This is a genomic window from Myxococcus hansupus (assembly GCF_000280925.3).
Taxonomy (GTDB): Bacteria; Myxococcota; Myxococcia; order Myxococcales; family Myxococcaceae; genus Myxococcus; species Myxococcus hansupus.
Genome location: NZ_CP012109.1, coordinates 5,003,741 through 5,022,846 on the forward strand (window position 1 = coordinate 5,003,741; position 19,106 = coordinate 5,022,846).

Consider the following 19,106-nt stretch of genomic DNA (forward strand, 5'->3'; position numbering starts at 1 on the left):
CCTACGGCGCCTTGGCGGGCACCGCGGCGGGTACGATGACCGCCGGAACCTGCTCGGCCTTCGACGGGAGCACCGCCAGGCAAGTGTCCTGAGACAGCCAGCCCGCGTGGCAGAACCACGTCAGGAGCGGAATCCGGACCTGCCAGAGCAGTACGAAAATCACCGCCAGCGTGACGGCGAGCTTCGTCCAGCCCGACGCTTCTTCCGACTCGTCGTCGTCCTGCTGGCGGGCCAGCGCCGAGCGCACCATGTCCAGCCGGTCCACGCGCGCGTGCGACGGCAGCTTCGGGCGCCGCGTCACCAGCGAGGACAGCTCCTTCGTCAGCATCAGCCGGTCGTTCAACGCCCAGCCAGAGCCCTCCAGCAGCAACGCCAGGTTGCGCCGGCGCAGCTTCAACCAACCCAGCAGACCCGCGGGCGCCATCACCACGATGGCGATCAACGTCGCCGCGGAGATGAGGTCCACCAGCGTCAGCGACTTCACCTGCGACATGATGAACGCGAAGGACGAACCCAGGGCCGCCGCGGCGACACCACCGGCCGCCACGATTCCCGCGAGCCCCGCCCCGCCGCCACCTGACGCCGCCGGAGCAGCAGCAGCGGGCGGCGGCGCCACCTGGGGCGCATTCGCGGCGTTCGTGTAGCCCGTCTCCAGCGTCGTATCGAAGGTCTTCTCCCCCGCCGACGCCAACCCCTCCACCTTCTTGGTGATGAAGTCGCCAATGCGCGCGAAGGGCATGGTCATCGCCTCCCACAGCGACACGGGCTGGCGGACCACGTGCGTCACCGTGGCATCACTTTCGACACCATCCACGTCGTAGAACACGCCCCGCTTGCCCACCGTGAGGTCCGTGCTCCGCCCGCTCGTCACCGGCACCGCCACTTCGTAGCCCGGCGTCCCGTCCTTCGGCGCCACCTGGACGTAGAGGATGCACGTCGTCCCGGTCGCCGTCAGCGTGGAGTGCGCGGCCCGGTTCGTCACCAGCACCGACAGCGTGTACTTGCGCCCGCCCAGGATGAGCGTGCCCTTCTCCACCAGCGCCAGGCGCTTGGGCATGTAGAGGCTGGGCATGCTGATGAAGTTGTTGGCGAACAGCAGCAACCAGCGCTGGTAGAGCACCAGTCGCTCCAGTTCAACAATGGCATCCAGCGTGGGCTTGAGCGCGAGGTCCGCCGCGCTCGCCGCGTCGATGGCGTCCAGGTCCGCGTCAGACACGTTGGGGAACGTGTCCATCAGCTTGCGCACCGGGTTCGCGTCATGCTGCGTCTGCCACGCCAGCACGCCATCCGCCTTCGCGAGCAGCTCACGCCACGCCGAGTCCGTCAGCCGCTGCGTATCCCCCGTCATCGGCGTGGCGACGTCCTTCCGGAACGCCTCCAGCCGCTCGTACGCGGGGCCCCGCAGCAGGCGGGACCACTCCAACGCACCCGAGGCCTCCGGCGGCGCGATGGGCAAATCCCCCGCCGCCTTCCCCAGCGCCGCCACGTCTCCCAGCGCGCCTTCCACCCGCTCCGCGCGCAGGCGCAGGCTGGCCGCCGCCTCGGGCTGCGCGGCCACCAGCCGGCACTGCACGAAGTACGCGTCCAGCAGCGGCGCCACCTCGCGCACGCGCTTCGCCGTCTCCAGGCTGACGTCGCCCCAGACGAAGGCCGCGCCCTGCTTCTCCCGGTGCGCCAGCAGCGCCGCGCGCTCCTCGCGGAAGCGCTTCACCAGCGTCGAATCCACGCCCGCCTTGCCCGCCCGGTTCGTCAGCGCGGGGAAGGCGGCCATCAGCTCCTTCGCCAGGGGCCGCAACGGCTCCGGGAGGTGCTCGGGCGCGACGATACCATCGCCGTTCTGCCCGGACTCCCGCAGGGCCTTCTCACTGTCGCGGACCTGCTTCAGCGAAATCCGCCCCGCGTCGTCGGCCTTCAGCGTCCGGAGAATCCGGTCCGCCGCGTCGCGCAGGGGCTTCGCCTCGTCGCTGAGCGCGCCCAGCTCCAACACGTCGCTGGAGGCATCCGCGCCGCTGCGGTCCTTGAGCTGACGTGCGGCCCAGTCCACCGCGCCGCGGACCTCGGCCACGCGGATGCGGCCGTTGCGGTCCGCGTCCATCAGCGTCAGCAGCCGAGGGTCACAACTGAGGCCCTCGAGCGGACACGCCGTGGCAATCCACTGCGTTTCGGGAATGCGGACCGCCTCCACGAGCACGTCGAAGGAGGGAATGTCCACCTGGAGCGAGCCGCCGTAGCGGCGATAGATGAGCGAAGCCATACGGGCGGCGGAAGTAAGCACACCGCCCAGCGAATCGCACGATCCCCAACAATCTAAAAACTAAGGCGTTGCGGGGATGCTGTAGACGCCCGCCTTGGGGCCCTGGGTGATGGCGTAGACGGCCAGTGAGTCATTCTCACCACCGAAGGACACCGGCACCTGGACGCCCTGGTCCAGCGTCTTCTTCGCCTGCGTCTTCACGTCGTACACGGCCACGTCATAGGTGTCCGAGTCCATGCGGGCATACGTCACCAGCAGCCGCTGCCCGTCCGTGGAGACCTTGTAGCTGAAGATGCCCTGCAGCCACGTCTTGGGGGCCTCGGCCTGCTTGGGCAGGTCCAACGCCATGAAGTCACAGGAGCGCCCGTTCCGGATGCAGTTGGAGCGGAACACCACCTGGCTGTTCCCCGGCGTGAAGCCATACCCGAAGACACCCTGTTGCACCTTCGAGGCCTTCTCCTCTCCCAAGGCGTAGAGCATCAGGTCCACGGAGTACGCGGGCTTGAGGATGCGTGACAGGAACGCGACGTGGCGCCCATCCGCCCCCCAGACGAAGTTGGGCACGCGGCCGCCCACCTGCTTCGTCGCCCCGTCCGGCAACGCGGCCACCGACATCAACCCCGCGTTGGCCGTCGAGTCGTACTTCTCCAGGAAGCCCACCGCCTGCGAGTCCGGCGAGAAGGCCAGCTTCTCCACCTGCACGCCCAGCTTGCGCCCCGCGCCGCCCGACGCCGGGCCCAGGTGCAGGTCCCCCGGCACGTTGGGCTTGCCGTTCTCCGTGCGCGCCAGCCACTTGCTGTCCGGCGAGAAACCAAACACCCCCGACGCCACCGCCAGCCGCTTCGCCTTCAGCTCCGGCAGCTCGGCCAGGTGCAAGTCATACAGCCCCGGCACCGACTCGCTGCGCACCTGGAACGCCACGCGCTGGCCGTCCGGCGAGACTTCGTAGTCCCCCACCTGGTCGGAGATCTTGAGGGGCGCGGCGTCGGGCTTCTCCACCGACACCGCCGCCAGCCCGCCCGCCGCGGACAGCCGGCGCTTGAAGAGCAGCGTCTTCCCATCCGGGGTGAACTGGGCCGTGCTGACCTCCGCCGCCACGTCCGTGAAGGGCCCCGACGGCAGCGCGCCCAGCTTCAGCTTGCCCCCATCCACGTACGCCAGCTTCGTCCCGTCCGGGCTGGGCAGCATGTAGCTGACCGCCGTGCCCAGCACCGTGGGCGCCGCCTTCGCGTCGCCCAGGGCCACCACGTTCAACACGCCCGACTGCGTCGCCGGGCTGTAATCCGCCAGGAAGAGCACGTGTTTGGAGCCCGGCGCCGTGAGCTGCCCGCCGGGGACGTTCGTCACGCCCTCCCCCAGCTTGCGCGGCTCGCCGCCCGCCACCGGCACGGCGTACAGCTCGCCCAGCACCATCTGCGGCGGGATGCCGTCCATGCGGGGCTTCTGCCCGTTGGCGATGTACGTGGCGAAGTGGCCATCCGGCGTCACCCGCAGGTCCGTCACTCGGCCCGAGGCGAGCAGCGTCCCCTGCCCCGCTCCGGGCGCTCCCGGCGGGGGCGGCTTCTCCGCTGTCGCGGCGGCCTTGGTGCGGCGCACTCCCGGCGCCTCCGAGCCCCCGTTCTCGCCCTGCTTGCAGCCCGTGCCGGCCATCACCAGCGAGGCCAGCAGGCCCACGGTCCAAAGACGCCCCTGCCGCATCATGCGCTCCTCTGCTCCCGGTGCTCGGGGCTGCCCGCTGCCGGGACGCCCGCGTGTGGCAGCCATGCCGCCAGGTCCTGCTTCGCCCGCGCCGAATACGCCGCGCGCTTCTCCGCCTTCTTCATGCGGCCGGTGATGGGCGGGAAGATGCCGAAGATGATGTTGGAGGGCTGGTGCGGGTAGTCCGGTGGATGCGCCTCCCCCGTCACGTGCCGCAAGAGCGCGCCCATGGCCGTGGTGGCCGGCGGCGGAACCCACTCCGTCCCCGTCAGCTTCGCATGCAGCGCCAACGCCACCAGGTATCCACATGCCGCGCTCTCCACGTAACCCTCCACGCCGGAGACCTGGCCCGCGAAGTAGAGCCGGGGCTCCGTCTTCAGCGACAAGTCCTTCGACAACAGCCGGGGCGAGTCGATGAAGGTGTTTCGGTGGATCTGCCCCATCCGGAGGAATTCCGCCTGCTGAAGTCCGGGGATGAAGTTCGCGAAGATGCGCTTTTGTTCACCCCAGGTCAGCCGCGTCTGGAAGCCCACCATGTTCCATGACGTGCCGCCCACGTCCTCCATGCGGAGCTGCACCACCGCGTAGGGGTCCTGCCCCGTGCGCGGGTCTCTCAGCCCCACCGGCTTCATGGGCCCGTAGGCCAGGGTGTCGTCGCCGCGCTCGGCCATCACTTCGATGGGCAGACACCCTTCGAAGTACTTGGGTTCCTCGAAAGCGTGCGGCACCACCTTCTGGCCCGCCTTCAGCTCGGCGATGAAGCGGTGGTACTCGTCCTTCGTCATCGGCAGGTTGAGGTAGTCGTCCCCGCCGCCCTTGCCGTAGCGGCTCTGGCGGAACGCCACGTTCATGTCGATGGAGTCCGCGGACAGGATGGGCGCGATGGCGTCGTAGAAGTAGAGCTTGGTGCCCACGTGGCGCTCCAGCTCCCGCGTCAGCGCGTCCGACGTGAGCGGCCCCGACGCAATCACCACCGGGCCTTCGTCGGGCAGGCGCTCCACTTCACCGGCGACCAGCTCCACGCCCGGATGGCTCAGCAGCGACTGCGTGATGGCCCCCGAGAAGCCATCGCGCTCCACCGCCAGCGCGTCACCGGCGGGCACCCGGTTCGCGTCCGCGGCGCTCAGCACCACCGAGCCCAGGGCGCGCAGCTCCGCGTGCAGCAGGCCAATGGCGCTCTCCGGGTTGTCCGAGCGCAGCGAGTTGCTGCACACCAGCTCCGCCAGCGCGTCCGACTTATGCGCCGGCGAACGCTTGTGGGGCTTCATCTCGCGCAGCACCACCGGCACCCCGCGGCGGGCGAGCTGGTAGGCGCACTCGGTTCCCGCCAGACCTCCGCCAATCACCGTCACCCGCTGCTTTTGATCCGACATCCGCATCCTCCCGGCCCGCGCGCGCGGGGCCGTCCCACCTCTGTTAGCAGGACTGACACGCCCTGTCCCAGCGTCGATTCAGCCGTGCACCAGGCCACGCCTCCGCTCGGGGCCCGCGCCTGCCCGGCCGCTCAGCAGGCCGCCGCCATCCCCGTCTGGAAGGCGCGGTTTCCCTACCTGGGTTGAACCCCTACGTTTCTCGCGTTCGCCGCTCGGGGGCGGCCTGCATCCGGGCGAGCGCCAAATGAACTCGAAGACTGGGAGTACCGAAGCCATGGCCACCCGACGAATCCAGGACCTGAACCGGATCCGCGAACTCCTGCAGCGCCGGCGCCGGGAAATCCTCAGCGCCAACGAGGGTGCGCACCGCGAGCTCACCGCCCTGAAGAACCAGGAGCGCGACCCCGAGTACGAGGAGAACGCCCAGTCCGAGCTCGCTGACTACACCCTGTCCAGCCTGATGGAGGCGCAGCGGCGGGAGATCATGCTCATCGACGCCGCGCTGCGCCGCATGGAGATGAACGTCTTCGGCGAGTGCGTGGACTGCGGCTTCGAGATTCCCATTGAACGCCTGGAGGCCCTGCCCTTCGCCATCCGCTGCGAAGAGGACGCCAGCATCCACGAGCTGGAGACGCGCGGCGGCCCCATGGCCAGCCCGTCCCTCTGAGGGACCACCGGGTACGCGCTCCCGGTGCCGCCCCGGGAGCGTGCTACTCGCCGTCCTTCTGCAGCACCACGAACCGGTAGTTCTCCAGCTCGTTCTGCCCGGCCGTGTAGAGCACCGTGAGCAGCATGTCGTAGGGAATCTTCTTGTCCGCGATGACGGAGAGTTCCCCGCTGAAGGGCGCCGACGGGTTGCGCGCGGCGATGTACTTCAGCTTCTCCACTTCCTTCTTCAACTGCGCGTCCAGCGGCAGCACCAGCCGGCCCTGAAGCAGGTCCGCGGGGAACTGGCCGTTCTGCAGCCGCAGGACTTCCCGCTCGCCCACCAGGACGTTCTTGGGGGTGATCGTGACGGCCACCGTGTCGCGGGGCGTCGCGCGCGTGGAGGACACCGGCGGACGCACGTCCTCGGACGCCGTCACCGCCGCGGACGACGACGCGAAGGACTTGAGCAGGAACACCAGGAGGATGGTCATCATGTCCATCATCGCGGTGATGTTCAGCTCCTTGATCTCCCCCGCCGCCTCACGCTCCTTGCGCTTCTTGCGCGCCAGCGCCCGGCGGAAGCTCAGCCGCGCCACCGTCTCCGCGTCGGGCGTGTCCAGCGCGGGTGTCGTCGGCTCGGCCATGGCTAGATGGCTCCCAGCGTGACGTCCGGGAACAGCAGCCGGCGCTCGCGGCCCTGCGTCTCGCGGATGGCGTCCAGCGTCTGCGTCAGCGTCTCGTAGGGGACGTCCGGGTCCGCGCCCACGATGACCTTCGTCTCCTGCGGGAAGGCGGATTTGATCTCCACCATCTTCGCGTTGAGCGCGCCGAAGTCGTGCGCCCCATCCGCCTTCACCGGGATGGTGGGCGCGCCGGCCTCCCCGAGGATGGCGTTCTCACTGCTGACGAAGTGCCCCTTCTTCGAGATGAGCACCGACAGCGTCAGCTTGGGCCCGTCGTCCGGGTTCTCCTGCGCCATGCCCGTCGTCGGTCCGCCGTAGGCGGGGGCGTTGACGTTGATGATGCCGAACGTCGCCAGCCCGGTGATGGACAGCAGCATGAAGATGATGAGGTTCATGAGGATGTCGAGGTACGGGACGATGTTCAGCTCGCCCGTCTCTTCTTCCTCGCGGACCTTCAGCTTGCGCCGGGAGTAGTGGAACGCCATGGCCGCGTGCCCTCGCGCCTTACGACGCGCGCGCTTCGAGCTCCGTGGTGCCCGGATCCACCGAGCCGCGGCGCGACAGCAGGTTCTCCAGCTTGAGCGCGTTCAGCTCCAGGCCCTCCACCATGCTCTTCGCGTACGACGTGAGGAACAGGTGGAACACGATGCAGATGACCGCGATGGAGAGCGCGAAGGCGGTGTTGTTCATCGCCTTGGAGATACCGTCCGACAGCAGCACCTGCTTCTGCTCCGCCGGCACGTTGCCCAGCGCCTGGAAGGTGCCGATGAGACCGAAGATGGTGCCCACCAGCCCCACCAGCGTGGCGATGTTCGCCAGGGACCACAGCCAGGGGATGCGCTTGGACACGTGGGGGCTGTACTCGACGATGGCCTCTTCCACCGCCTTGGAGACCTCAACCTCGCCGCGGTTGGCGTTCACCAGGCCCGCGCGGACCACCTTGGCCAGCGGCGCGTTGGGCGCCATGCCGCACACCTTCACGGCGCGGTCCAGGTTGCCGCTGCGCACCAGCTTGGCGATCTGCTCCATGAAGGGCGGCGCGTTGAGGTTGTAGCGGAACACGAGCGTGACGACCCGCTCCAGCGCCACCGCCAGCGAGCACGCCAGCCAGAACAGGTTCACGAACATGAACGGTCCGCCATCCTTGAAGAACTTGATGACGGAGTCCGTGACGCCCATCTTGCCGCCTTCCGTGGCCGCGAAGGTCACGTTCAGCAGCAGCTCGCTCACCGAGGGAATCATTGCGCCCAGAGTCCTTTCGACGCCCGCCCCCCGGGGGGCGCCCGTCCGGAAGCGGGCACCCGCTCGACGTTCCCCGGGGAGGGAGCAGCCTGGACTTGTAGGGCGGGCCCGCCAAGGCTGTCAAGCCGAGGACGGGCCATGCCCATGTAACTACTGGGCTTTCAAGCAGCCGAGGAGGCCTCGGGCGACCCACCCGGGCCGCCTGGCTGCTCGGTGATTTCGCGCCGGTAGTCGCACTCCTTGTTGGGGCACGCCACGTACGGGCCGTCCCGCTTGGAGAACTTCTGCAGCAGGTAGGGCGAGGCGCAGGTGGGGCACGGCTCGGCCAGCGGCCGGTCCCACGCGGCGAACTTGCAGTCCGGGTAGCGGTTGCAGCCGAAGAAGATCTTCCCTCGTCCGCTGCGGCGCTCCGTCAGGTAGCCCTCCTTGCACTCCGGGCACGACACGCCAATGGAGATGGGCTTGGACGTCTTGCAGTCCGGGTAGCCCGAGCAGGCGAGGAAGCGACCGAAGCGGCCCCGCTTGATGACCATGGGCTTGGTGCACTTCTCGCAAACCTCGTCGGTGGTCTCCTCCTCCACCATGACGATCTTGCCTTCGGCGTCGCGCTTGAAGTCCTTCGTGTTCTTGCAGTCCGGGTAGTTCGAGCACGCGAGGAAGTGCCCCATCTTCCCGAACTTGATGACGAAGAGGTTGCCGCACTTCTCGCAGGGGATGTCCGTCTTGATCTCCTCCCGCTTGACGTCGCGCATCTCCGCTTCGGCCTTCTCGAGCGTCTCCTTGAAGGGCCCGTAGAAGTCGTGCAGCACCGACTTCCAGTTGGCGCCGCCCTCGGAGATCTGGTCGAGCTTCTCCTCCATCGTCGCCGTGAAGGTGACGTCCAGTTCGTGGGGAAGTGCTTGACCAGCATCTCGTTGGTCATGTTCCCCAGGTCCGTGGGACGGAAGCGGCCCTCCAGCTTCTCCACGTACTTCTTGTCCTGGATGGTGGAGAGAATGGCGGCGTAGGTGGACGGACGGCCAATGCCCCGCTCTTCCAGCTCCTTCACCAGCGTGGCCTCGCTGAAGCGCGGGGGCGGCTGGGTGAAGTGCTGCTCGTGGAGCAGCTTCTGGAGGTTCAGCGCGTCGCCATCGTTGAGCACCGGCAGCTCGCCCACGGCGTCAGCCGCCTCGGCGTTCTCGTCACCGGCGGCCTTGGCCTTCTCCTTCTCCGCCTCTTCCTCCGGCGTCAGGCCGGCGCCGTACACCGCCAGGTAGCCGGCGAACTTCAGCGTGCTGCCGGAGGCGCGGAAGGTGGCCCGGCCCGCGGCGATGTCCGCGCTCGTCTGATCGTAGACGGCGGGCTTCATCTGACACGCGACGAAGCGGTTATAGATGAGCTCGTAGAGGCGATACATGTCCTCCTCGCCCATCGCCTCGAAGAAGGGCTTCACCCGCTCCGGCGGATACTCCAAGGACGTGGGCCGGATGGCCTCGTGCGCGTCCTGGGCGCTCTTCTTGCTGCGGTACACCACGGGCTCGTCGGGCAGGAACTCCTTGCCGTACTTGCCGTCGATGAACTCGCGCACCTGCTTCACCGCATCGTCGGACAGACGCGTGGAGTCCGTACGCATGTACGTGATGAGCGCCGTCTGGCCCTCGTCCCCCAGCGGCACGCCTTCGTAGAGGCGCTGCGCCAGCGTCATCGTCTTCTTCGCGGTGAAGGACAGCCGGTTGGCCGCCTCCTGCTGCAGCTTGGAGGTGATGAACGGCGCGGGCGCGTTGCGGCGGCGCTCGCGGCGGTCCACCTTGGCCACCACGAAGTTGGCCGTCTGCAGCTCGGCGACCAGGTTCTCCGTGAAGACGCGCTCCTTCAGCTCCACCTTCTTGCCGTCCAGCTTGGACAGCTTGGCCTTGAACGGCGGCGGACCGGAGGGGCCCTCCAGCAGCGCGTCCAGCGTCCAGTACTCCACGGGGACGAAGGCCTTGATTTCGTCCTCGCGCTCCACGATGAGCCGCACCGCCACGGACTGGACGCGGCCGGCGGACAGGCCCCGGCGCACCTTCTTCCAGAGCAGCGGGGAGATTTGATACCCCACCAGCCGGTCGAGGATGCGGCGCGTCTGCTGCGAGTCGTAGTTGTCCTGGTTGAGCTGGCGCGGCTGCGCGATGGCTTCCTGGATGGCCTTCTTGGTGATTTCGTTGAAGGTCACCCGGAGCGCGTCGGGGTGCGCGAGCTCCTCCTTGATGTGCCACGCAATGGCCTCGCCCTCGCGGTCGGGGTCCGTGGCCAGGAAGACGCGGTCGGCCGACTTCGCCATCTTCTTGAGCTCGTTGAGCACCTTCTCCTTGCCCTTGATGACCGTGTACTCGGGCTGGAAGTCGTGCTCCACGTCGACGCCCATCTTGCTCTTGGGCAAGTCCTTCACGTGGCCCACGGACGCCTTCACCGTGTAGCCGGAGCCCAGGTACTTCTTGATGGTCTTCGCCTTGGCGGGAGACTCCACGACGACCAGGTAGTGCGGGCCCTTGCCGCGCGGCGTGGCCTCCTCCTCCGCGTCGGCCTCGACGGTGGGGAGCTCGTCGTCATCGCCCTTCTTGGCGCGGCCGCGGGCCGCCGTCTTCTTCTTCGCGGCGGTCTTCTTCTTGGCCGCAGGCTTCTTCTTTGCGGCGGCCTTCTTGGCGGCGGCCTTCTTGACGGGCGCCTTCTCCTCGGCCGCCTCAGTCTCTTCCACCTTCTTCTTCGTCCGCGTGGCCATGACTCTCCTACCTAGATTCTTTCGTACAGCCTGCCCGGGTGCTGGATGACCAGCCCCGTCAACTCCAACTCCACCAGCGCGCCAACGAGCGCGGCCGGTGAAAGGGTGCTGCCGATCAGCACCTCATCGAAACTCCGGGGAACCCGGTCCAACATCGCGAAGGTCCCCTTCGCTTCCGCCGAGAGCGCCTCCCACGAGCCCAGTGCCCCTGGGAGTGGAACCGCCGCGAGCGGATCCACTTTCAGCACCCTCCACACATCTTCCGGCGCCAGGCACGCTGTCGCATGCCCGTCCCGCAGCAGCGTGTTGCAGCCGAACGCCGCCTCCTGCCGCACGTCGCCCGGCATCGCGAGCACCGGCCGCCCCTGCGCCCGCCCCGCCTCCGCCGTGTAGAGACTCCCCGACTTCTTCCCCGCCCGCATCACCAGGACCGCGTCCGATGCCCCGGAGATGAGCCGGTTGCGGCGCGGGAAAGTCGTGGTGCTTGCCCGCACGCCGGGAGGCAGCTCGCTGAAGAACATGCCCCCTCTGTCCAGGAAGTGAGGGAGCAGGCGGGCTTGCGCCGTGTCGAACGCATCCAGGGCGGAACCCAGGAAGGCCCACGTCTCTCCCCGCGCGTCCAGGGCGCCCCAATGGCAGGCCTGGTCCACCCCCGCCGCCGCCCCCGACACCACGCCCACCCCGGCCTCCGCCACCCGCCGGGCGAAGCGCCTCGCCAGGGGCAGGAAGCCCTGATCCGGGTGCCGGCTGCCCACCATGGCCAGCCGCCGCCGAGGCATCCCCGGCGAGCCCCGGTAGAAGAGCAGCGGGGGCGCGTCCAGCACCTCGACCAGCCGCTCCGGATAGGCCCGCTGGCCCGCGAAGGCCACGCCCATGCCCGAGGCCCGGCACGCAGACAGGACCCGGTCCGCCAGCGGCGCGAGGCGCTCCACGGTGGCCAGCCGGCGGCGCACCTGTGGTGAAACCGGCGCTTGGGACACCCAGTCTCGTACAGGAGTCGCGACCAAGGGGGAGAGGCTTCCGTCAGCGAACGCGCGCAGGGCGGCCAGCGTCCTCGGCCCCAGGCCGGGAACGGCCCAGAGCGCGAGGCATGCCTGCTGCTCCGCCGTGAGGCTGTCCGTCTCAGCGTCCGCCATACCCGTCCCCCGCTCGATACCCACCTATATAGAAGGTGGGGCCGCTGGGAGGGGCGCGACACATAAACACCGGACCGCCACCGGTCAAGCACTCAGCCCCTCCGTATGAGGGGCCGGATGCACTTTTCCTGCCGCCGCTCAGCGGCTGGCGGAGGTCGACGAGCCCGGCGACATGTGGGCGCGGTCGCCCGGAACGAGCTCTTCCAGCGAGCGGGTCATGAGGCAATTGGACGTGCGCTCCTTCACCTCGGTCACCATGCACGCGCCGATGTTCCGCCACGGATAGGCCTGCTCCTGCTTGGACGGCTTGCGCACGTCGTGGCCCAGCACGTGGCGCGAGGGGTCGCCCTTGCGGAGGATGTTGAAGGTGTTGCCCAGCTCCACGCCGTCCGCGCTGCCCTTGTCCACGACGATGCTGTGGTTCTCGCCCAGGATGGTGAGGTACGGCACCAGCGCGGTGATGACGGTGCCATCCACCTGCTTGGAGTTCGGCTTCGCCGTCACCTGCTCGGTGAGGCGCTCGCCCATGGGGCCCACCAGGTCACCGCGCTCGATGCCGTCCCAGGTGTCCATGATCTGCGCGGTGACGATGCCGTCGCCCACGCGCTGCACGCGCAGGGTGCCCACGAAGTCGGTGAGGTAGCCCAACTGACGCCCCGTCGCCGGGTGCTTCACCGCCTGGGTGGTGTGGAAGACGACGTAGCGGTCCCCCACCTTCACGTCACCCTTCCGCTTGAAGCGCACGTAGACGCTGTCCGGGAAGGACAGCATCACCGCGTTGGAGGGCGAGCCGTCGATGCGGCCAGCCTCGTCCAGCTCGCGCTGGGTGACGAAGCCCTGCGTCGTCACGGGGACGGACTTGGCCACGTCGAAGCCAATCTTGCCCGTCACGGTGACCTGGTTGTTGTTGGAGGCGAACTCCGTGGGCGCCGTCACGTCGCCCTCGTCCACCACCATCTCCGTCACCCGCGCGGGGACCTCTTCCCCACCGGAGAAGAAGCGGACCTGGTTGCCGGGGTAGATCCAGTGCGGGTTGGCGATCTCCGGGTTGTAGGACCAGACCTTGGGCCAGTACCAGGGGCTGCCCAGGTAGCGCTGGGACAGGTCCCAGAGCGTGTCACCCGACTCGACGGAGTGGACCGTGCCCGGGGAGCTCTCGCGGCCCTGCGGCGCGCCCGGAGGAAGGGCGACGGAGGTGGGCCGAGAGGACTCGGGGACCTCATCCATCACCTCGGCGCCGTCCATCTCTCCGCCAAGGTCCTGCTCCTCCTCGTTCTCCTGCTGGGCGTGCGCGGCCGGCGCGACGGCGAGGCTCAACATCAGCGAGGTGAGGATCCGGGAGCGCATCGCGAGACGTCCTTTCAAAAGAAGCTTCACTGGGGGAGCGCGGCGAGCCGCTGTTCCGCCTGGGTAGCAGCCGCCGTCCCCGGGAACTGGGTGACGACGCGGGTATAGAGCACCTTGGCATCCGCGGCCTGGTTGAGCCGCATCCGGCACTCGGCGAGCCGGAGCATGCCGTCCAGCATGGCGTCCCCGGCGGGATAGCTGTCGATGAGCCGCTGGAACGTCTTGGCGGCCTGCTTGAAGTCGTTGAGGCCGATCTGCCCGAGCCCGCTGAAGTACAGCGCGTTGTCGGCCCGGGGGTGGCGCGGGTTCGCCTGGGCGAAGCGCGCCAGCCGCTCCACCCCGCCCTCCACGTTGCCGGTGCGGAGCATCGACACGCCCTGGTCGAACTCCAGCTCCAGCAGGTCGGGGTCCTTCTCCTCCCCCGCGGAGTCGTCGCTCGACGCCACCATGGTGGCGGCCCCGCTCGCGCTCCCCGAAGAAGCGTCGTCGGCGACGGGGCTGATGAACATCTCCATCTGCTCGTCGTCCGGCTCCGTCACCGCGACGGCGGTGGGCAGCCGCGGCGCGGGATCATGCCGCGGCTTGAGCTTCACCACCGCCAGTTCGGGCGTGGCGTCCAGCGCCACCGCGGGCGCGGCCTCCACCTTCACCGGGATGGGCCGGGCGGCGCCGCTGTCGCTCGCGCTCCCCGCGCGGGCCACGGTGTCATGGGCCTCCAGGCGCTCCACCCGCTCCTTGAGCCGCTCCTGCGAAGCGCGCAACGTGCGCAGCTCGGCCCTCAGCGCGCCCAGCTCCGCTTCAGCGGGGGCGGTGGTGGCACAAGCGCACAGCGCGCAGAGGGGCGCGGCGGCGAGCAGACGGAAGATGACGGAGCGCGCGGGCACGGGCCTTTTTCAGCAGAGGGGTCCCCCCGAGGATAGGAAGGCCCGTCGGAGAGCGTCAAGAAATCGGCCCCCCACACCGGGTGGCTAGAAGCGGTGTACCACGTAATTGAGGTGGCGCCCCGTGCGCCCCGCGTCCCGCCGGTGGGAGAAGAACCGCGTCGCGTCACACGCGGTACACGCCTGTAGCACGTCCACGTGCGCGGCCTTCAGCCCCGCCCGCTCCAGGGACAGCCGCACCGCCCGCGTCAAATCCAGGTGCGCCCGGGCCCCCTTCGTCACCACCACCTCCGGCCCGAAACGCGCGCGGAAGCGCTGTCCCAGCTCATCCGACACCTCGTAGCAACAGGCCTGTATCGCCGGCCCCACCGCCGCCAGCAGCCGCTCCGGCCGGCCCCCCCGCGCCACCAGCAGCTCCACGGCGCGCGCGCTGATGTCCGCGTCCGTGCCCCGCCACCCGGAGTGCACCGCGGCCACGCGCCGCCCGTCCGGGTCCACCAACAGCACCGGCACGCAATCCGCCGTGCCCACCGCCACCCAGTGCTCGGGCGTCTGCGTCCACAGCCCGTCCGCCTCGCCCTCCGTGGGCCGCAGCCCCGCGTCCCCTTCCCCGCCCCGGGCCTCCTGCACGCGGTCCCCATGCACCTGGGACACCCGGCTCAACGCCCCGAGCGCCGCGCCCGCGGCCTCCGCCAGACGCCGGTGGTTCTCTTCCACGCGCGCCCGTTCATCCCCCACGGAGAAGCCCAGGTTGAGCGACGCAAAGGGGCCCTCGGACACGCCGCCCGCGCGGGTGGTGAAGCCGTGTGGCACGGGCAACAACGAGGACGTGAGGAACTCGGTCGACATGGAATCTCCAGGAATCCACCTCGCTGACGCATCAGGAGGTGATCCAGCGTCAGCGCAATCGTAGGATGTTTCACCGCTTCGTTTGACAGGTCGTGTCAGCCAACTGACAATTCGTGGCCTCCCGCTGCGCTCGAGAGCCGCGAGCATCCACATGCCCCTGGGTCCCGACACCATTGGTCGCAAGTTGCTGTGGAGCATCGCCCTGCCGGGCCTGCTCGTGGCACTGCTGGGTGTTGGCCACTTCTGGCGTGAGGCGCGGGTCTCCGTGCAGGACGCGACGCAGGTGGAGTCCCTGGCGCTCGCGGAGTTCGTCGCCTCCACCTTCACGCTTCCGCAGGCGCGAGGCACCCCGGCCCACAGCGCCGTCACGGAGGTGATGCGCTCCGACACGCGGCTGTTCCGCTCCGTGGAGGACGTGCGGGTGCTGACGCCCGACGGGCGCATCCTCTGGTCTCGCCGCGCGGGGGAAGAGGGCTCGGTGCATCCGGAGGCCGCGCGCCTCACCGCCCCTGGCCCCGAGCGCGCGCGCTCCGTGGCGCAGATGACCGAGGTGATTCGCCCCCTGGGCGGTCCCGAGTGCGCGGGCTGTCACACGGGCAGCGAGGTCCCCGGCGCGAGCATCCTCCAGCTCCGCATGACGGAGCCCGAGCTGCACCAGCAGCTCTCCACGGTGTTCGGCGCGGCGCTTGGCTCCATGGGGCTGTTCGTGGTGATGCTCGCGGCCCTCACCGGGCTGGGGCTGCACTTCGTGCTCACCCGGCCCTTGCGCAAGCTGAGCGCGGCCATGCGGCGCGCGGAGGCCGGCGACTTGCTGGTGCGCGCGGAGGCGCGGGGCTCGGACGAGCTGGCGCAGCTTGGCGCGGCCTTCAACCAGATGCTGGCGCGGCTCACGTCGATGAAGGCGGAGGAGATCGACACCCACCGCGACCTGGAGCTGGTGAAGGAGAAGCTGGCGCTCAAGGACGAGCTGGAGGACCGCCTCAAGGAGCTGTCGCTGCTGTTCGACGTGGCGCGCTCGCTCAACGCCACGCTGGAGCTGGACGAGTTGCTGGACGCCGTCACCCGGCAAGTGACGGAGCGGCTGCACATCCCCGAGTTCTCCATCATGTTGATGAACCCGGACGGCGTGCTCGAAATCAAGCACGCGTGGCCGGAGGGCCGGGGCGCCGAGGGGCTCACCTTCGCCCTGGGCGAAGGCGCCTGTGGCCGCGCCGCGGAGACGCGCAAGGCGGTGTACCTGCCGGACACGTCGGACCGCTCCAGCGTGTTCGCCAAGCCGGACCTGGTGAAGGGTGGGCTGAACACCGGCGCGCTGCTGGCCGCGCCCATGGTGCACATGGAGACGCTGCTGGGCGTGATGAACTTCCAGCGCCCCGAGGTGGCCAGCTTCTCCGCGGAGGAAATCGAGCTGCTCACCGCGGTGGCGGACGTGGTGGCCACGGCGGTGAAGAACGCCCGGCTCCACGCGGAGACGGTGAAGCTCACCATGACGGACCCGCTCACCGGCGTGCCCAACCGGCGGCACCTGTTCCAGCGCATGGAGCTGGAGCTGGCGCGCGCCAACCGCTTCGGGACGCCGCTGGCGCTGCTCATGGTGGACGTGGACCACTTCAAGCGCATCAACGACCTGGCCGGACACCGCGTGGGTGACGAGTCCCTGCGCCGCGTGTGCGACGTGCTGCGGCTGCGCGTGCGCAAGGTGGACACCCTGGCCCGCTACGGCGGCGAGGAGTTCGTGCTGCTGCTGCCGCAGACCACCAAGGCGGAGGCCATGGAGGTCGCCGAGAAGCTGCGCCGCGCGGTGGCGGAGTCGGTGGCGCTGGCCCAGCCAGGGCTGCCCGGCAACCACATCACCGTGTCCGTCGGTGTGTCGCACTACCCCTCGGACGCCAACGCCCAGGAAGAGCTGGTGGACTGCGCGGACGCGGCGCTCTACTTCAGCAAGCGCACGGGCCGCAACCGCAGCACGCTGTATGAAGCCGGCATGGAGCTGCACCCGGGCCGCGAGCGCGGTCCCCACTCCCCCGCCAGCGCCACCGAGCCCCCCACCGTCTCCGCGCCCAAGCCGCCGAGCGGTCTCGCCAAGGCGTAGTCTCCGACGCCGCTTCAGCGGCTCACCAGCGACTGCACCAGGGGCAGCATCAGCTCCGCCCACTCCGAGTAGCCCTCGTCCGAGGGATGGAACCCGTCGCTGGAGAAGAAGTGCGGGCTGTGCGGAATCATCGCCTTGCTGGCGGTGAAGAGGTCCACCAGGTGCAACCCGTGCGCGTGGGCCACCTCGGCGATGGCGGCGTTGAAGGGCTCGATGCGGCCTTCGTACAGGGCCGCGGGCACCATCTTCGCCACCGGCGCGAGCGCCAGGTCCACGAGGTTCACCACCACCAGCGGCGCCCCGGTCTGCTTCAGGCGCCGGGCGATGCGGTCCAGGTCGTCCTGGAAGTCCTCCAGCGGCGTGCCGCGCCAGACGTCGTTGGTGCCAATGCCCAACGTCACCAGCGTGGGCTGCGAGGCCACGGCGCGCTTCACCTGTCCGGTGAAGACGTCTCGGATGCGCGCCCCGCTCTGCCCCAAGTTGGTGAGGCCCACGGCCAGGCCCGCCGCGCGCAGCCGGGACGCCAGGCGGTCGGGATAGCCGCCTCGCGAGGCGCCCACGCCCACCGCCGTGCTGTCACCCAGCGCCACGTAGTTGACGCTCATCCGCCGCGCTCCAGTCGCGGGCTCACGGCACCCGCAGGGCCCTCAGATTGCGCGCGCCACCGGGCGCTGTCACGCGCAACAGCAAGGTGCTCCCAGACGCGGCGCCCTTGATGATGCGGGCCAGGGCATCCGCGTTCTCCACCTTCTTGCGGTTGGCCTCGATGACCACCATGCCGGGCTCCAGTTGCGCGCGGTCCGCCGGCGAGCCGGGCACCACGTCGGTGATGAGCGCCCCGCTGCTGTCCGTGAAGCCGGCCTGCTGGGCCGTGCGCGCATCCAGGTTCTGGAGGCTGACGCCCACGCGCCGCGAGCTCTCCTGCTGGTCGTCCGGCTTCTGCTTCGCGGAGGCCACGCCCTCCAGGTCCGGCCGCGTGCCCAACGCCACCTTCACGTCCTGCTTCTTGCCGTCGCGAAAGAGCGTCAGCGTGGAGGTGCTGCCGGGCCGCTTGAGCGCCACGGTGCGCGTCAGCTCGCCGCTGGACGTCACGGTCCTCCCGTCGATGGCGATGACGACGTCATCCTGCTTGAGCCCCGCCTTCGAGGCCGGCGAGGACGGCATGATTTGCGTGAGGATGGCGCCCTCGTTCACGGGAAGCTTGAGCGCGCTCGCCAGGTCCCGCGTCAGGTCCTGGATGCCCACGCCGAGCCACGCGCGCGTGACGGAGCCTTCCTTCTGCAACTGCGGCAGCAGCGAGCTGATGAGGTTGCTGGGCACCGCGAAGCCGATGCCCGAGCCCCCGCCCACGATGGCGGTGTTGATGCCCACCACCTGGCCCCGCATGTCGAAGAGCGGGCCGCCGGAGTTGCCGGGGTTGATGGCCGCGTCCGTCTGAAGGAACTCGTCGTACTGGCTGGCGCCAATCTCGCGCGCCCGCGCGGAGACGATGCCCAGGCTGACGCTGGAGGCGAGCCCGAACGGGTTGCCAATGGCCACCACCCAGTCGCCCACGCGCAGCGCATCCGAGTTGCCCAGCTTCACCGTGGGCAGCCCTTCCACCTTCTCCTTCAACCGCACCAGCGCCACGTCGGTGAGCGGGTCGCGCCCCACGACTTCGCCGCTGAAGCTGCGCCCGTCATTTAGACGGATGGTGATGGTGACCGCGTCCTCCACCACGTGGTTGTTGGTGAGAATCAGGCCCTTGGGGTCGATGATGAAACCGGACCCCGCGCCTTGCCGGAGCGGCTCACGGCGCTGGCTGCCGCCCTCCCGTCCGCCGCCGAAGAAGCGGTCAAAGAGCGGGTTGTCCTCCATCCCCCGAGGCATGCCGCTGCCCCGGGCCTGCACGTCCACGTTGACGACGGCGGACTTCACCGACTCCACCAGCGGGGCCAGGGACGGGAGTGTCTGGGCCTCTCGCGTCGCGGGCTGGAGCACGTTGTCCGGCCCCTGCTGCGGCGTGGCCGCCGGGGCCGGCCTCGACGCGGGCGCCTGGGCAACGGCGGCGGAGGGCAACGCGACCAGGAGCGCGGCGACGAGCGCCTTCCGGAACGACACGGTCGAACGGTTCATATGCACTCCAAGCTAGATCCGAAGTGCCGCCCCGCAAGCCCAACTGCCTGT

At 69.4% G+C, this 19,106-nt stretch carries 14 protein-coding genes and 1 pseudogene; 2 read left to right on the plus strand and 13 right to left on the minus strand.

Annotation, left to right across the window (positions count from 1 at the left end; translation table 11 throughout):
• Position 1: 1 nt before the first annotated feature.
• Genes A176_RS19300 through trmFO form a run of 3 tightly spaced genes read right to left on the minus strand, consistent with a single transcriptional unit; the run spans position 2 to position 5,325 of the window.
• On the minus strand, positions 2 to 2,254 hold the full coding sequence (locus A176_RS19300) for a hypothetical protein (RefSeq protein WP_002639759.1): 2,253 nt from the start codon (positions 2,252 to 2,254) through the stop codon (positions 2 to 4).
• Positions 2,255 to 2,314: 60 nt separating this feature from the next.
• A complete protein-coding gene (locus A176_RS19305) occupies positions 2,315 to 3,952 on the minus strand; it encodes a TolB-like translocation protein (RefSeq protein ID WP_002639758.1) in 1,638 nt (545 codons plus the stop codon).
• Positions 3,952 to 5,325 carry a methylenetetrahydrofolate--tRNA-(uracil(54)-C(5))-methyltransferase (FADH(2)-oxidizing) TrmFO gene (gene trmFO, locus A176_RS19310; protein WP_002639757.1) on the minus strand — a complete coding sequence of 458 codons (1,374 nt, stop codon included), beginning with the start codon at positions 5,323 to 5,325 and terminating at the stop codon, positions 3,952 to 3,954. The genes A176_RS19305 and trmFO overlap by 1 nt, the downstream gene beginning before the upstream one ends.
• A gap of 274 nt (positions 5,326 to 5,599) precedes the next feature.
• Here trmFO and A176_RS19315 point away from each other — a divergent pair, with 274 nt between their 5' ends.
• On the plus strand, positions 5,600 to 5,992 hold the full coding sequence (locus A176_RS19315; protein ID WP_002639756.1) for a TraR/DksA family transcriptional regulator: 393 nt from the start codon (positions 5,600 to 5,602) through the stop codon (positions 5,990 to 5,992).
• A 43-nt stretch (positions 5,993 to 6,035) separates the two neighbouring features.
• Here A176_RS19315 and A176_RS19320 read toward each other — a convergent pair whose 3' ends face one another.
• The 8 genes and pseudogenes from A176_RS19320 to pgeF form a co-directional block, all read right to left on the minus strand.
• Positions 6,036 to 6,617 (minus strand): ExbD/TolR family protein, encoded by a 582-nt coding sequence (locus tag A176_RS19320; protein WP_002639755.1) that lies wholly within the window; start codon positions 6,615 to 6,617, stop codon positions 6,036 to 6,038.
• 2 nt (positions 6,618 to 6,619) lie between these two features.
• The gene (locus A176_RS19325; RefSeq protein WP_002639754.1) at positions 6,620 to 7,141 is read right to left on the minus strand and encodes an ExbD/TolR family protein; all 522 of its coding nucleotides are present in this window, start codon (positions 7,139 to 7,141) and stop codon (positions 6,620 to 6,622) included.
• Between the two features lie 19 nt (positions 7,142 to 7,160).
• A complete protein-coding gene (locus tag A176_RS19330; protein ID WP_002639753.1) occupies positions 7,161 to 7,898 on the minus strand; it encodes a MotA/TolQ/ExbB proton channel family protein in 738 nt (245 codons plus the stop codon).
• A 161-nt stretch (positions 7,899 to 8,059) separates the two neighbouring features.
• Positions 8,060 to 10,635, minus strand: a pseudogene (gene topA / locus A176_RS19335) (type I DNA topoisomerase).
• Between the two features lie 11 nt (positions 10,636 to 10,646).
• Positions 10,647 to 11,771 carry a DNA-processing protein DprA gene (locus tag A176_RS19340; protein ID WP_002639751.1) on the minus strand — a complete coding sequence of 375 codons (1,125 nt, stop codon included), beginning with the start codon at positions 11,769 to 11,771 and terminating at the stop codon, positions 10,647 to 10,649.
• Between the two features lie 138 nt (positions 11,772 to 11,909).
• A complete protein-coding gene (locus A176_RS19345; RefSeq protein WP_002639750.1) occupies positions 11,910 to 13,118 on the minus strand; it encodes a LysM peptidoglycan-binding domain-containing protein in 1,209 nt (402 codons plus the stop codon).
• Positions 13,119 to 13,144: 26 nt separating this feature from the next.
• Complete coding sequence (locus A176_RS19350) at positions 13,145 to 14,002, minus strand: tetratricopeptide repeat protein (RefSeq protein ID WP_002639749.1); 858 nt, start codon at positions 14,000 to 14,002, stop codon at positions 13,145 to 13,147.
• Between the two features lie 84 nt (positions 14,003 to 14,086).
• Entirely contained in the window at positions 14,087 to 14,848 is a 762-nt protein-coding gene (gene pgeF, locus A176_RS19355) for a peptidoglycan editing factor PgeF (RefSeq protein WP_002639748.1), read from the minus strand.
• Between the two features lie 151 nt (positions 14,849 to 14,999).
• On the opposite strand from pgeF, the gene A176_RS19360 reads away from it, so the two are divergent.
• Positions 15,000 to 16,940: a GGDEF domain-containing protein gene (locus A176_RS19360; protein ID WP_002639747.1), complete on the plus strand. Its 1,941-nt coding sequence runs from the start codon at positions 15,000 to 15,002 to the stop codon at positions 16,938 to 16,940.
• A gap of 14 nt (positions 16,941 to 16,954) precedes the next feature.
• Here A176_RS19360 and A176_RS19365 read toward each other — a convergent pair whose 3' ends face one another.
• Both A176_RS19365 and A176_RS19370 read right to left on the minus strand, forming a co-directional pair.
• The gene (locus A176_RS19365; protein WP_002639746.1) at positions 16,955 to 17,545 is read right to left on the minus strand and encodes an SGNH/GDSL hydrolase family protein; all 591 of its coding nucleotides are present in this window, start codon (positions 17,543 to 17,545) and stop codon (positions 16,955 to 16,957) included.
• Positions 17,546 to 17,567: 22 nt separating this feature from the next.
• Entirely contained in the window at positions 17,568 to 19,055 is a 1,488-nt protein-coding gene (locus A176_RS19370; RefSeq protein ID WP_002639745.1) for a trypsin-like peptidase domain-containing protein, read from the minus strand.
• Positions 19,056 to 19,106: the final 51 nt, after the last annotated feature.